Source organism: Streptomyces solitudinis (assembly GCF_036323765.1).
Classification (GTDB): Bacteria; Actinomycetota; Actinomycetes; order Streptomycetales; family Streptomycetaceae; genus Streptomyces.
This window is the reverse complement of the sequence record NZ_JAZDCW010000002.1, coordinates 320,832-334,180: the sequence shown is the minus strand read 5'-3', so window position 1 is coordinate 334,180 and position 13,349 is coordinate 320,832. Positions and strand designations below refer to the sequence as shown.

The following is a 13,349-nucleotide window of genomic DNA, read 5'->3' as shown; positions in this document are numbered from 1 at the left end:
CGACCGCCGTCCGGCGGACGGCCGCGCACACCGAGCCGAGGGAGGACACATGGCCTATACGGCACGCCAGGAACCCGCCGGGGGAGGCGTGGAAGGGGGCGTCGGCCTGACCGCCCTCCTGGTCGCCGCCGCACGGGCGATCGAGACCCACCGCCCCGACAGCCTGGCACGGGACGCCTACGCGGAGCACTTCGTGCGCGCCGCACCGGCGTCCGCGGACTGGCCCATCCGCACGAGCCAGGTGCCGGACGGGGACACGGACCCGCTGTGGGGGCGGTTCGCGCGCTACTTCGGTCTGCGGACGCGGGTCCTCGACGACTTCCTCCTGCGGTCCGCGCACGCGGGGGGCGCCCGTCAGGTGGTGCTGCTCGGCGCGGGGCTGGACACACGGGCGTTCCGCCTCCCCTGGCCCGCGGGCTGTGTGGTCTTCGAGATCGACAGGGACGGCGTGCTGGCGTTCAAGCACGCGGTGCTCGACGGGCTGTCGGCCACGCCGGGGGCCGCGCGCGTGCCGGTCCCCGTCGACCTGCGCGCCGACTGGGCCGGCGCGCTGGCCGACGCCGGTTTCGACCCGGCCGCACCGACCGCCTGGCTGGCCGAGGGGCTGCTGTTCTACCTGCCGCCGGCCGCGGAGACGTACCTCGTCGACACGGTGCGCCGGCTGAGCGCGCCGGGAAGCTCCCTGGCGTTCGAGGTGAAGCTGGAGAAGGACCTGCTGGCGTACCGCGACAGCCCGATCTACACCTCGACGAAGCACCAGCTCGGCATCGACCTGCTCAGCCTGTTCGACCGGGGGCCGCGGCCCGACTCGGCCGGTGGCCTGGCGGGCGCGGGCTGGTCCACGTCCGTGCGCACCCCCTTCGACTTCACCCGCCTGCACGGACGCGGCCCGCTGCCCGAGCGGAACGACGCGCTGGCGGGCAACCGGTGGGTGTTCGCGGACCGGCCCGGGGCGTGACGCCGCCCGCGTGCGGTCACACCGGCTGGGCGGCCGTGAGCGCGCGGACGCGGTCGCTCCGCCGGCGGTGAGCGGACCGGCCGGACGGCGGCGCGGGGCGCCCCCGGCTGCCGTGGGCCGGCGCCGCGCGGCGAGCCGGGGTGCGGGGCACCCGCCCTCGCCGGTCACGCCACCGTCTACCGGCCCCATGACATGTACGTCGGCATCCGGCCGGCCGCCCTGACGGCGTTCGCCAGCGGTATCACGTGCATGCCCGACTTCTCCCACAACTCCCGCACCACCGCGCACTTCGACGCCGCCGCGAAGAGCTGATGCGTCGATCATGCACAGCGCCACTGACAATGACGCTACCTGTGTGCGCCAGACCCCACGCGACCAGGATTTTCACCGAAGGCCCCAGTTCACGAGTGGCCCGCCCCGCGCGGTAGCGGGACGAGAAGGTGCCTGCGTTTCCCCGTCCGCTGCCGGGGGCCCCGGCTCCCGCACATGCGCGCGGAGCACCCTGTCACGTGGCGGCGGGCAGGGAGGCTATGCGACGTGGCGGAATGAAGGTTCCGTATCGAACTGTCGTCCGTAGTCCACCCCGAACCAGTGAACCACCCGTTCGGACTACAACCGCAATGTGTGGCGCTGTGTCTCAACTAGGCGCCCCCCGCCCCTACTTGCGGAGAGACATGAGCCACCAGCAGTACCCGCCGCACCCGCAACACCAGCAGTACCCGCAGCAGCAGCCCTACCCCTACGCGCCTCCGCCGCCGAAGAAGAACACCGGCAAGGTCATCGGGTTCAGCTGTCTCGGCGTCGTCGTCGCGTTCATCATCATCGGTGTCATCGGCGCCGCGGTCAGTGGCGGCGATGGCGACAACAGCTCCTACGAGCCCGACTCGCCCGCCGCTGCGGCCAAGGACAAGCCCGCCGGCGGCGACGAGTCCGACGACAAGGCCAAGCCCGAGGGCGGCTCCGAGGCCAAGGCGGAGGAGAAGCCGGAGCTGTCCCAGGCCGCACAGTTCAAAGCGTGTGTCGCCGACAACGGCACGGAGACCGAGAAGGCCGCAGTGAAGCACGTCACCAAGGTCACCGGTACCGACGAACGCAACGACATCCTCGACGCGGCCGAGGTGTTCACCGACTACGAAGGCGACATGTTCAGCGCCGACAGCGCCTCGGGCAAGCTCATCGCGTCGGCGTTCGCCTCCTGCTACGAGTCGGACAACGGCCTCGTCACCGTCTACAACACGAACGGTGAAATCCTCTCCAACGGCAACTACTGACCCTCCCCTTGCCCCGCCCGGCCGCTCCGGGCGGGGCGCCTCCGTGGAACTGGCCGGTCGCCGCCGACACCCAGAACCTGTGTGGGGTCGCCGCGTGATGCGGAGACGGGCGAGCGCTCCGGCAGGCGCACGCTTCTCCCGCGACGGAGCCCGCAGCGCGAGGTGGCCGAGAGAGACGTCCCGAGCCGCGCACCGGCATCCAGGCGACGCGGCGCCGTCGGCTCGCGCTCCCGGTGCACCTGATGCGGCCGGTGGCCGTTCCGAGGGCTCAACCGCTTCCTCACCGCCCTGGCCGGCGGACGGCTGCTGACCCCCGCCACCCTTGCCGCCATGCGCACCACCGTCACGGTTCCGCAGGACCACGGTCACCCCGCGGGCACCCGAAGCGGCCTGGGACTGTTCTCCATCCCGCTGTCCTGCGGCGGTCGTTACCTCGGACACGGGGGAACCGGTTTCGGATACGTCGTCCAGACCGCCACCACGACGGACGGCCGACGCACCGTCACCGTCTCAGCCCACAGCCGACCGGCCGACCCCGGCACGGCGGCCCGCCAGAACGAGGCCCTGCGCGAGCTGACCGACCACGCCCTCTGCCACGCCGCGTGAGCGGTCCGGCGCCCTCACCGCTCACAGGGCGCGTCATCCGCCGTCAGTGCAAGGCGGCCGGACGCTCCTTCACCGGCCGTTAGCGTCAGGCCATGAATTTCCTCCAGATCGCCCCTGCGGTATGGCAGTTGTCCTTCCCGGTCGGGCACGTCCACGTCGTGCGCTTGCCGGACGGGTACGCCCTGGTCGATACCGGCGTGCCGGGTTCCGCTCCTGCGGTCCTGGACGCGCTGGAGCGGCTCGGCGGCCGTCCCCGCGACCTGCGGCAGATCGTCCTGACCCACTCCCACGTCGACCACATGGGCTCGGCCGCGGACCTCGTCGCGGCCACCGGTGCCGCCCTCGTCGCCGGTGCGCTCGACGCCCCGTTCATCAGCGGCACCGCTCCCGAGCCGCAGCCGGTGTTCACCGGCCCGGAACGCGTGCTGCGCGAACAGGTCATGGCCGGGTCCGCCGAGGCGGGCATGCCTGCGGCGCCGCCCGTGCCCGTGGACGTCGAGCTGTACGACGGCGGCACCCTGGACGGCTGGGCCGAGCCCGTCCGCGTCCTGCACGTGCCGGGCCACACCCCGGGGAGTATCGCGCTGCATCTCCCTGCCAGCGGCGTGCTGTTCCCCGGGGACACCATCGCCACCGTGGGGGACCGGGCGGTCCTCGGTCCGTTCAACGTGGACCGGAAGGAGGCCGTCGCCTCCTTCCGGCGGCTCGCCGCGCTGGAGGTGGAGACGGTGTGCGTGCCCCACGGGCAGCCGCTGACCAGGGACGCGGGCGCGGTGCTCCGGGCCGCCGCACCGGAGGGCGACTGGGTGTGAAACGCGGCCACCGGGCGCTTCCACGAGGGGCTTCCTGACGTAGCGGTCCGCGCGGGCGATGACGCAGCCGGCGGCGTCCCGGCCGCATCCCTGCGCGGGAGCCGACGCCGCCGGGGGTGCGCTGGGCCGCGGCGTGCCGCGCGAGGACCGCGTTCCGCGCGCCGGTCTGACCCCGGGTCAGGCGGCGCGGGCGCGGGCGGGTGTGGCAGGGAAGGGGCGCTTGCCACGGGTCCGCGCGCCTGGTTAGGTTAGGCTAACCTGACCTGATGAGGGGGAGCGCATGCTGGCCCGGAACACGGGGGTCGCGGGCTCGGTGGCGCTGGTCACCGGGGCGGCCAGAGGAATCGGTGCCGCCGTGGTCGACGGGCTGGTCCGCGAGGGCGCCACCGTCGCCGCCGTCGACATCGACGCGGACGGCCTGGCGGAGGTCGCCGGCCGCTCCAAGGGGCGGGTCGTGCCCTTCACCGCCGACGTGGCGGACGCCGACGCGGTCGCGGACGTCGTCGGGACCACCGAGCGCGACCTCGGGCCGCTGGGCATCGGGGTGTCCGTGGCGGGCGTGCTGCGTCCGGGCCCGCTGTGCGAGACCAGTGACGCCGACTGGGCGGACACCTTCTCCGTCAACACCACGGGCCCGTTCGTCGTCCTGCGCGCGCTGGCCCGCCGGATGGTGCCCCGCGGCCGCGGCTCCCTGGTGACCGTCGCGTCCAACGCGGCGGGCGTCCCCCGCGCCGGCATGGGGGCGTACGCCGCGTCCAAGGCCGCGTCCGCCATGCTCACCCGCTGCTTCGGCCTGGAACTGGCCGCGCACGGCATCCGGTGCAACGTGGTCTCGCCCGGCTCGACCGACACCGCGATGCAGCGGCAGCTGTGGACGGGCGAGGACGACCGGGCCGACCGGGACCGGGTCATCGCCGGTGCCCCCGAGCAGTTCCGGGTGGGCATACCGCTGGGCCGCATCGCCGAGCCCGCCGAGATCGCCGACGCGGTCCTGTTCCTGGTCTCCGACCGCGCCCGGCACATCACCATGCAGAACCTGTTCGTCGACGGCGGCGCGGCCCTGCGTGCCTGAGAGAGGAATCGCTGACGTGTCCATACCCGCGCTGGTGCGCCCCAGCCCCGTACACCGGGCGGCCGACCTGCTGGCCGCCTACCTGCCCGGCTCCTTCTACTTCTCCTCACCACGGGGAACGCTGCTCGCCGACGGCGTGCACACCCGGGTCCGGCCCGGGAGCGGGGCGCAGGCCCCGGCCGCAGCCGGGGCCCTGGAGGCGGCCGCGACGGCCGGGGTGGCCGAACCCCTGGTGGCCGGGGCCGTCGGGTTCCGCCCGGAGGCGGCGGCCGGTCTCGTGGTGCCCGCCGTGGTGCGGCGGGCGGGCGCCGCGACAGGGGTGCGGGCCCCCGCGGCGGAGTCCGGGACGGTGTGGACGGCCACGCCGCGTCCCGAGCCCGCGCGGTACGCCGACGCCGTCCGCCGGGCGCTGGAGCTGATCGGGGACGGTGAGCTGCGCAAGGTCGTGCTGGCCCGCTGCCTGGAGCTCTCCGCCGACACCCCGGTGTGGGTGCCCGCGCTGCTGGCCCGGCTGGTGCGGGCGGACCCGTCCGCCTACGCCTTCGCCGCCGACGTCACCGCGCCCGGCGACCCCGCCCCGCGCACGCTGGTCGGGGCCAGTCCGGAACTGCTCGTCTCCCGCCGGGGCGCGACCGTGGTGGCCAACCCGCTCGCCGGGTCGGCGCCCCGGTCGGGCGACGCGGCGCTCGACCGCGAGCGGATCGCGGGGCTGCGCGCGTCGGCCAAGGACCTCGGCGAACACGCGCACACCGCCGCCCAGGTGGCGGAGGTCCTGGGCCGGTTCTGCGTGGACCTGGAGGTGCCCGCGGGGCCCGAGGTGATCGGCACGCCGACGATGTGGCACCTGTCCACCCGGATCACCGGGCGGCTGGCCGACCCGGCCGACCCGGCGTGCTCCGCGCTGGGGCTCGCCGAGGCGCTGCACCCCACACCCGCGGTGTGCGGCGTGCCCGAGGCGGGGGCGCTGTCGGCCATCGAGGCGCTGGAGCCGGAGGACCGCGGCTACTACGCGGGGATGGTCGGCTGGAGCGGCCTGGACGGGGACGGCGAGTGGGCGGTGACGATCCGCAGCGCCGAGGTGTGCGACCGCACGGTGCGCCTGTTCGCCGGTGCCGGGGTCGTCGCGGGCTCCGACCCCGCGGCCGAACTCGCCGAGACGAGCGCCAAGTTCCGCACGCTGCTGAGTGCCCTGGACGTGGCGGACGCGGCGTGAGCGCCGCGCACGTGCCCTGGCCGCCGAAGACCGCCGCGCGCTACCGGGCCGCCGGTCACTGGCGCGGGCAGACCTTCGGGGCGCTGCTGACGTCGCGGGCGGCCGCGTACGCCGGCCGGACGGCCGTCGTCGGCGGGGAGATCCGGGACATCCGGTGGAGCTTCGCCGAGCTGGACGAGCGCGCCCACCGGATCGCGGCGGGCCTGGCCGACGCAGGGCTGCGGCCCGGCGAGCGGGTCGTGCTGCAACTGCCCAACGTCCCGCAGTTCCTCCCGGTGGTGTTCGGGATGTGGCGCGCGGGCGTGCTGCCGGTGTTCGCGCTGCCCGCCCACCGGCACAGCGAGCTGCGGCACTTCGCCGCGCACAGCGAGGCCGCCGCCGTCATCACCACGGGCGTGCACGAGCGGCACGACCACGCCGCGACCGCCCGCGCCGTCGCCCGTGAGGTGGCCTCCGTGCGGCGGGTGCTGGTGCTCGGCTCGCAGGAGTTCACCGACCTGGCCGCGACGGCGCCGCGCGAGCTGCCCGACCCCGACCCGGAGGGCGTGGCGTTCCTCCAGCTCTCCGGCGGGAGCACCGGGCTGCCGAAGCTCATCCCGCGCACCCACGACGACTACCTCTACAGCGTCCGTGAGAGCGCCCGCATCTGCGGGCTGCGCCCGGACAGCGTCTACCTGGCGGCGCTTCCCGTGTCGCACAACTACCCGCTCAGCTCGCCGGGGGTGCTGGGCGCGCTGCACGCGGGCGCGGCCACCGTCATGGCACCGCGCCCGGACGCGGACACCGCGTTCCGGCTGATCGAGTCCGAACGGGTGACGATCACCGGTGTGGTGCCGCCGCTGGCCGCCGCGTGGGCGTCGGCGGCGGAGCGCACCGGGCGCGACCTGTCCTCCCTGGAGGTCCTGCTGGTAGGCGGGGCCAAGTGCGGGCGGGAGCTGGCCGAACGGATCGGTCCGGCGCTCGGCTGCCGGTTGCAGCAGGTGTTCGGGATGGCCGAGGGCCTGGTCTGCTACACCCGGCTGGACGACCCCGAGGAGACGGTGCTCGGCACCCAGGGCCGCCCCCTGTCGCCCGACGACGAGATCCGCGTCGTCGACCCGGAGACCGGCTCGGACGTGGCACCGGGGGAGACGGGCGTCCTGCTGACCCGGGGCCCCTACACGATCCGCGGCTACTACCGGGCACCGGAGCACAACGCCACCGCGTTCACCCCGGACGGCTTCTACCGGACCGGTGACCTGGTGCGCCGCACACCGTCCGGGGACCTGGAAGTGGTCGGCCGGGCCAAGGAGCAGATCAACCGGGGCGGGGAGAAGGTCGCGGCCGAGGAGGTCGAGAACCACCTGATGGCCCACCCGGGCGTGCTGGACGCCGCCGTCGTCGCGGTGCCCGACCCCTACCTCGGCGAGCGGACCTGCGCCTACGTCGTGCCCGCGGCGGGGGAGCCCCCGGCCGCCGCGGAGCTGCGCGCGTTCGTGCGCGGGCGCGGGGTGGCCGCGTTCAAGGTGCCGGACCTCGTCCGCGTCGTGGAGCGGTTCCCGGTGACCGGCGTCGGCAAGACCAACAAGCGCGAGCTGAGGGCGGCTCTGGCCGCGCTCGCGCGGAAGGAGTGATGCGTGTGTCCCTGCCCGAGATCCGGCCCTACCCGCTGCCCGGGGCCGCCGAGCTGCCCGCGGGACGGGTGGGGTGGCGGCCCGATCCGGCCCGCGCGGCCCTGCTCGTCCACGACATGCAGCGCTACTTCCTGGCGCCGTACGCCGGGGCGCCGGTACCCGAGGTGACGGCGAACACCGCGCGGCTGGCCGGCACGGCCCGCGAGCGGGGGATTCCGGTGTTCTACACCGCCCAGCCGGGGCGGCAGGACCCGGCGGACCGGGGGCTGCTCACCGAGTTCTGGGGCGACGGCATCGGCGCGGTCATCGACGCCGACCCCCGGGCCGCGGACATCGTGGACGCGCTCGCCCCGGCCGGCTCCGACACCGTGCTCACCAAGTGGCGCTACAGCGCGTTCCAGCGCAGCACCTTCGCCGAGCAGCTCGCCGCCCTGGGCCGGGACCAGCTGCTGATCACCGGCGTCTACGCGCACATCGGCTGCCAGACCACGGCCGTCGAGGCGTTCATGCGCGACGTCCAGCCGTTCCTGGTGGCCGACGCGGTCGCCGACTTCTCCCGCGGACACCACGACCGGACCTGCGCCTACGTCGCCCAGCGCTGCGGCGTCGTCACCACCACCGCCGACGCGCTGGCCGCGCTGTCGGCGCCGACCCCCGCCGGAGCCGTCCGATGAGCCAGGCACTGTCCCCCGAACGCGTCCGCGCCGACGTCGCGGAGCTGCTGGACTGCGATCCCGCCGAACTCGCGCCGGATGAGAACCTGTTCGACCGCGGCCTGGACTCGGTGCGGATCATGACCCTGGTCGAGCGCTGGCGCGCCGCAGGCGTCGGCACGCTGGAGTTCCCCGACCTGGCCGAGCAGCCCGAGCTGGCGCACTGGACGGCGCTCCTGACGGGCGGTGGGGCGGCATGACGCGGACCGACCACCGGCACCGGCACCTGGCGCGGATCGCGGAGGTCAGGGCGGGCCGCAGCGCAGAGAAGGTGGGCTACCCGATCGGCATCCGCAAGACCGAGGTCGTGCGCACCGCCGTCGTCGGCGGCCTGCTGCGGGTGACCCTCGGCGGGCCCGGTACCGAGGGGTTCGAGGCGCACGCCCCGGACGAGCACGTGAAGCTGCTCTTCCCCTCCCCGGACGGCTCGCTGCCCCTCCCCGAGCCGGACGGGACGATGCTGCGCTGGCCCCGGCCGATGCCCGTCTCGCGGGAGTACACCGTGCGCCGCTTCGACCCGGTGGCGGGGGAGATCGACATCGACGTCGCCCCGCACGACGGCGGCCTCGCCTCAACGTGGGCGCGGACCGTCCGGCCGGGAGCCGTGGTGCACGTCGCGGGACCGCCCGGCGGGCTGATCGTCCCGCACGCCTACGACCGCTACCTCCTGGCGGGCGACCTCACGGCGCTGCCCGCGATCGCGCGCCGGCTGGAGGAGCTGCCCGGAAACGCCCGGGGCTGGGCGTTCGTCGAAGTCGCGGACGCCACGCAGGAGATGGAGCTGTCCGCGCCGGAGGGCTTCGAGGTGCGCTGGCTGCACCGCGGCGACCGCCCGGCGGGCACCGGCGGCGCGCTGGCGCGGGCGGTGACCGCGGTGACCGTGCCCGAGGGGGAGCGGGTGTACGTGTGGGCGGCCGGGGAGGCGGGGCAGGTCAAACCGCTGCGGCGCTGGGTCCGCGACGAGCTGCGGCTGGACAGGGCCGACCAGGACATCACCGGTTACTGGAAGCGCGGCGTCGCGGACTTCGACGAGGACGGCCACTGACGGTCGCCGACGCCCGCTGACGGTTACTCATATCCGCGGAGTCCGACGCCTTTCGCGTCGCCCGCCGCCGCCCGCCGCAGCCCGGTTCCGCCCGGTCCGGGCTGCGGTGGACGCCCGGCCCCGTGCGGGTGTTCCACCAGGGAGGACATCAAGTAAGGTAAGCCTTACCTAATTAGTAAGGGTCAGCCTTACTCAGCAAGGAGGAACTCCGCATGTCCATACGCAGATCCTCGGGCCTGGTCGGCGCCCTGGCGCTGGCCCTGGCCCTGACCGGGTGCGGCGCGTCGTCGGACGCCGGGACGGAAGCGGCCGCGAAGGACGGGGCCGCGACGGACGCGACCCGCGTGTTCACCGCGGACAACGGCGACATCACCATCCCCGCCGACCCGCAGCGCGTGGTGGCCACCGGCTACGCCGTGCCCGCCCTGATCGAGGCCGACGCACCGCTGGTCGGCATCTCGTCGTGGCAGCGCGGGGAGCCGATGATGAGCGAGGAGGACCTGGCCACCTACAAGGAACTCGCCAAGGTGGCGGGCGAGCAGGCGGCCGAGACCAACTACGAGGCCGTCGCCGAGGTCGAACCCGACCTCATCGTCATCGGCGTGCCCGCGCCCGTCCTCGGCGACATCGACGTCGAGCGACTGGAGTCCATCGCCCCGGTCGTGGCGATCGGCCCGACCGTGCCGTCCGCCTGGCGCGACCTGTCGCGCCGGCAGGCCGACGCCGCCGGCGCGCTGGAGCGGTTCGACGCCGCGCAGGCCGAGTACGAGGGCAAGGCCGCCGAACTGGCCGCCAAGTACGAGGACGTGCTGCCGCAGCTCAAGATGGGCCACGTCGGCGCCTACGGCGAGGCCGCCAAGGGCACCTTCCAGCGCGAGTTCAGCGGCTCGTGGGGCACCAACATCGCCGAGGACGTCGGCGCGGCGTACTACGGCGAGGTCAAGGAGCCCGGCCCCGGTTCGAGCGCGGTCAGCGAGTACCCGTCCATCGAGGAGCTTCCGGCCTCGCTCGGTGAGGCCGACGCCATCACCTACACGGTGAACGCCGACGGCAGCGTCCCCGAGGCGGTGCAGTACGTCCTGGACTCGCCGCTGTGGAAGAACCTGCCCGCCGTCAAGGCCGGTCTGACCTTCCCCCTCCGCTACACCGAGGCCGCGACCTACGGGCAGGGCATGACGACCCTCGACGCGATCGACACCGCGTTCGCCCCGCTGCTGGACCGGTGAGCGCCGCCGGCCACGCGCCCGGAACGGCCGGGACGCCCGGAACGGCCGGGACGGCCGGGACGCGGCGAACCGCGCAGCAGGCGGTCTGGCTCGGCGGCGGGCTGGTGCTGCTGGCGGCGGTCGCCGTCCTCAGCATCGGCGTCGGCGCCCACGCCGTCCCGCCCGCCGAGGTCGTACGGGCCCTGGTGGACTTCCGCGGCACCGACGACCACGTCATCGTGCGGAACGTCCGGGCGCCCCGCGCGCTGCTGGCCGTCGCGGTGGGCGCCGCACTGGCCGTGGCCGGCGCGCTGATCCAGACCCTCGCCCGCAACCCCCTGGCCGAGCCCGGCATCCTCGGGGTCACCGCGGGCGCGGGGTTCGCCATCACCGTCGGCTCGGCGCTCGGCCTGGCCGCCGGGCCGCCGGGCCAGCTGGCCTCCGCCGTCGTCGGCGCGGTGCTCGCGGCGCTGCTGGTCGCCGCGGTCGGACGGCGCTCGCCGCTGCGGCTGGTCCTGGCCGGGGTGGCGCTGACCGCGGTGCTGAACGGCGTCGCCCTGGGCATGCGGCTGGTCCTGCCCGACGTCTTCGACGTGTACCGGTTCTGGTCGGTCGGATCGCTGGCGGCCCAGGAACAGGCGCCGCTGGCCCTGCCGCTGACCGCCATCGTCACCTGCCTGCTCGGCGCGCTGCTGCTGAGCCGCGCGCTGAACGCCCTGACGCTGGGCGAGAGCGTCGCGCACACGCTGGGTGCGCCGGTCGCCCGGACGCGGGCCGCCGCGCTCGTGCTGATCACCGTGCTCAGCGGGGCGGCGACGGCGGTGGCCGGGCCGATCCTGTTCGTCGGACTGATCGTGCCGCACCTGGTCCGCAGGCCCGCCGGGGGCTCGGTGCCGTGGCTGCTGCTGTACGCGATGGTGCTGGGCCCGGTGCTGCTGCTGGTGGCCGACGTCGGGTCGCGGGTGCTGCTGCCCACCGGCGAGGTGCCGGTGGCCATCGTGACGGCGTTCCTCGGCGGCCCGGTGCTGATCTGGGCCGTCCGCCGGTACGGGGCGGGGTCGCTGTGAACGTGCTCGGAGTGCGCGCCGAACGCCGCGTGGTGGTGCTCGCGGCGGTCCTGGTCGCCCTGACGCTCTGCCTCGGCCTGGCCGGGCTGTGCTACGGCGCGTCCTGGTCGAGCCCCGGCGAGGTGCTCGCCGCGCTGAGCGGAGCGGAACCCTCCGTGGTGATCTCGCAGTGGCGGCTGCCGCGCGTGCTGGCCGGGACCGTCTTCGGTGCCGCGCTCGGCGTGGCCGGGGCGGTCTTCCAGAACCTCACCCGGAACCCGATGGGCAGCCCGGACGTGATCGGCCTCGACGCGGGCGCCTACACCGGCGCGCTGTTCGCCCTCACCGTGCTGTCGGGCACCTCCGCGCAGCTGGCCACCGGCTCGGTGCTCGGCGGGCTGCTCGTCGCGGCCGTCATCTACCTGCTCTCGGCCGACCGCGGCTTCTCGGGGCTGCGGCTGGTGGTGATCGGCATCGCGGTCAACGCGATGATGACGGCCGTCAACTCGTGGATCGTGCTGCGCGCCGAACTGGAGGTGGCCATCGCCGCCGTCGGCTGGAGCGCGGGTTCGCTCAACGGCGTGGACTGGGCCGACCTGTACATCCCGTTCTGCGTCATCGCCGTGCTGCTCACCGCCATGAGCACGGGGGCGCACGCCATGCACCAGACGTCACTGGGCGACGCGGTCGCGGTGACCACCGGGGTCGGGCTGAACCGGCTGCGGCTGCTGATGGTGCTCGTCGGCGTCGGCTGCACGGCCACGGTGACCGCGGTGGCCGGACCGATCGCGTTCATCGCCCTGGCCGCGCCGCAGATCGGCCGCAGGCTCGCGGGCGCGGCCGGTGTGCCGCTGCTCCCGGCCGCGCTGACCGGGGCCGTCCTGCTCCAGGGCGCCGACCTGCTCGCCCAGATGCTGCTGGCGCCCGCCGCGCTGCCGGTCGGTGTGGTGAGCACCGCGATCGGCGGCTGCTACCTGATCTGGCTGCTGACCAAGGAGGTGAGGCGAGCGTGACCGCACGCCTGACGGCGCGGGAGATCACCCTGCGCTACGGCGACCGGGTGGTCTCCACCCGGCTCAGCCTCGATGTCCCCGACGGCGCGTTCACCGCCATCGTCGGCCCCAACGCCTGCGGGAAGTCGACCCTGCTGCGCGCGCTGGTGCGGCTGCTGCGCCCCGACGCCGGGCGGGTGGAGCTCGACGGCCGCGAGGTCGGCGGCTACCCGGACAAGGCCCTGGCCAAGCTGCTCGGCTTCCTGCCTCAGGACCCGCTGGCCCCCGACGGCATCCGGGTGCGGCAACTGGTGAGCCGGGGACGGTTCCCGCACCAGTCGCTGCTCGCCGTGTGGTCCCCGCACGACGAGGAGGCCGTCGCCGGGGCGATGGCCGCCGCCGGCGTCGCGGACCTGGCCGCCCGGCCGGTGCTGGAGCTGTCCGGCGGGCAGCGGCAGCGGGTGTGGATGGCCATGGTGCTCGCCCAGCGGACGCCCTACCTGCTGCTGGACGAACCGACGTCCTTCCTCGACATCACCCACCAGTACCAGCTGCTCGGCCTGCTGGCCAGGCTGCGCGACGAGGGCCGCACGGTCGTCGCCGTCCTGCACGACATCAACCAGGCGTGCCGGTTCGCCGACCACCTGGTCGCCATGAAGGACGGCCGGGTGGTCGCCGAGGGCGCCCCCGCCGAGATCGTGGACGCCGCGCTGATCAAGGACGTGTTCGAACTGCCGAGCGTCATCGTCCCCGACCCGGTGACGGACACGCCGATGGTCGTCCCCACACTTCAAGGAGAGTGA

Annotated in this window: 14 protein-coding genes; all 14 read left to right on the top strand. The window is 74.7% G+C overall.

The features are described 5' to 3' along the window. The first annotated feature begins 49 nt into the window (after positions 1 to 49). The gene (locus V1J52_RS05155) at positions 50 to 958 is read left to right on the top strand and encodes a class I SAM-dependent methyltransferase (protein WP_330138387.1); all 909 of its coding nucleotides are present in this window, start codon (positions 50 to 52) and stop codon (positions 956 to 958) included. A 674-nt stretch (positions 959 to 1,632) separates the two neighbouring features. Then, entirely contained in the window at positions 1,633 to 2,229 is a 597-nt protein-coding gene (locus V1J52_RS05150) for a hypothetical protein (protein WP_330138386.1), read from the top strand. Between the two features lie 330 nt (positions 2,230 to 2,559). After that, positions 2,560 to 2,835 (top strand): hypothetical protein, encoded by a 276-nt coding sequence (locus V1J52_RS05145; protein ID WP_330138385.1) that lies wholly within the window; start codon positions 2,560 to 2,562, stop codon positions 2,833 to 2,835. Positions 2,836 to 2,927: 92 nt separating this feature from the next. Beyond that, entirely contained in the window at positions 2,928 to 3,647 is a 720-nt protein-coding gene (locus V1J52_RS05140) for an MBL fold metallo-hydrolase (RefSeq protein ID WP_330138384.1), read from the top strand. 280 nt (positions 3,648 to 3,927) lie between these two features. Next, complete coding sequence (locus tag V1J52_RS05135; protein WP_330138383.1) at positions 3,928 to 4,719, top strand: 2,3-dihydro-2,3-dihydroxybenzoate dehydrogenase; 792 nt, start codon at positions 3,928 to 3,930, stop codon at positions 4,717 to 4,719. 16 nt (positions 4,720 to 4,735) lie between these two features. Next, complete coding sequence (locus tag V1J52_RS05130; protein ID WP_330138382.1) at positions 4,736 to 5,932, top strand: isochorismate synthase; 1,197 nt, start codon at positions 4,736 to 4,738, stop codon at positions 5,930 to 5,932. Continuing rightward, positions 5,929 to 7,545, top strand: coding sequence for a (2,3-dihydroxybenzoyl)adenylate synthase (locus tag V1J52_RS05125; RefSeq protein ID WP_330138381.1), 1,617 nt, complete (start codon positions 5,929 to 5,931; stop codon positions 7,543 to 7,545). The genes V1J52_RS05130 and V1J52_RS05125 overlap by 4 nt, the downstream gene beginning before the upstream one ends. A gap of 5 nt (positions 7,546 to 7,550) precedes the next feature. Beyond that, positions 7,551 to 8,219, top strand: a complete 669-nt coding sequence (locus V1J52_RS05120; RefSeq protein WP_330138829.1) for an isochorismatase family protein — start codon at positions 7,551 to 7,553, stop codon at positions 8,217 to 8,219. Next, on the top strand, positions 8,216 to 8,458 hold the full coding sequence (locus V1J52_RS05115; RefSeq protein ID WP_330138380.1) for a phosphopantetheine-binding protein: 243 nt from the start codon (positions 8,216 to 8,218) through the stop codon (positions 8,456 to 8,458). Before V1J52_RS05120 ends, V1J52_RS05115 begins: the two co-directional genes overlap by 4 nt. Continuing rightward, positions 8,455 to 9,303 carry a siderophore-interacting protein gene (locus tag V1J52_RS05110; RefSeq protein WP_330138379.1) on the top strand — a complete coding sequence of 283 codons (849 nt, stop codon included), beginning with the start codon at positions 8,455 to 8,457 and terminating at the stop codon, positions 9,301 to 9,303. The genes V1J52_RS05115 and V1J52_RS05110 overlap by 4 nt, the downstream gene beginning before the upstream one ends. 212 nt (positions 9,304 to 9,515) lie before the next feature. Beyond that, complete coding sequence (locus tag V1J52_RS05105) at positions 9,516 to 10,529, top strand: ABC transporter substrate-binding protein (RefSeq protein ID WP_330138378.1); 1,014 nt, start codon at positions 9,516 to 9,518, stop codon at positions 10,527 to 10,529. Continuing rightward, positions 10,526 to 11,575 (top strand): FecCD family ABC transporter permease, encoded by a 1,050-nt coding sequence (locus V1J52_RS05100; protein WP_443075716.1) that lies wholly within the window; start codon positions 10,526 to 10,528, stop codon positions 11,573 to 11,575. The genes V1J52_RS05105 and V1J52_RS05100 overlap by 4 nt, the downstream gene beginning before the upstream one ends. Continuing rightward, positions 11,572 to 12,567, top strand: a complete 996-nt coding sequence (locus V1J52_RS05095) for a FecCD family ABC transporter permease (protein ID WP_330138377.1) — start codon at positions 11,572 to 11,574, stop codon at positions 12,565 to 12,567. Before V1J52_RS05100 ends, V1J52_RS05095 begins: the two co-directional genes overlap by 4 nt. Continuing rightward, positions 12,564 to 13,349 carry an ABC transporter ATP-binding protein gene (locus tag V1J52_RS05090; protein ID WP_330138376.1) on the top strand — a complete coding sequence of 262 codons (786 nt, stop codon included), beginning with the start codon at positions 12,564 to 12,566 and terminating at the stop codon, positions 13,347 to 13,349. Before V1J52_RS05095 ends, V1J52_RS05090 begins: the two co-directional genes overlap by 4 nt.

What these genes read in the sequence shown, in the direction of transcription:
- V1J52_RS05155 (WP_330138387.1), top strand. Translation starts at nt 50, where the DNA reads ATGGCCTATACGGCACGCCAGGAACCCGCCGGGGGAGGCGTGGAAGGG.
- V1J52_RS05150 (WP_330138386.1), top strand. Translation starts at nt 1,633, where the DNA reads ATGAGCCACCAGCAGTACCCGCCGCACCCGCAACACCAGCAGTACCCG.
- V1J52_RS05145 (WP_330138385.1), top strand. Translation starts at nt 2,560, where the DNA reads ATGCGCACCACCGTCACGGTTCCGCAGGACCACGGTCACCCCGCGGGC.
- V1J52_RS05140 (WP_330138384.1), top strand. Translation starts at nt 2,928, where the DNA reads ATGAATTTCCTCCAGATCGCCCCTGCGGTATGGCAGTTGTCCTTCCCG.
- V1J52_RS05135 (WP_330138383.1), top strand. Translation starts at nt 3,928, where the DNA reads ATGCTGGCCCGGAACACGGGGGTCGCGGGCTCGGTGGCGCTGGTCACC.
- V1J52_RS05115 (WP_330138380.1), top strand. Translation starts at nt 8,216, where the DNA reads ATGAGCCAGGCACTGTCCCCCGAACGCGTCCGCGCCGACGTCGCGGAG.
- V1J52_RS05110 (WP_330138379.1), top strand. Translation starts at nt 8,455, where the DNA reads ATGACGCGGACCGACCACCGGCACCGGCACCTGGCGCGGATCGCGGAG.
- V1J52_RS05105 (WP_330138378.1), top strand. Translation starts at nt 9,516, where the DNA reads ATGTCCATACGCAGATCCTCGGGCCTGGTCGGCGCCCTGGCGCTGGCC.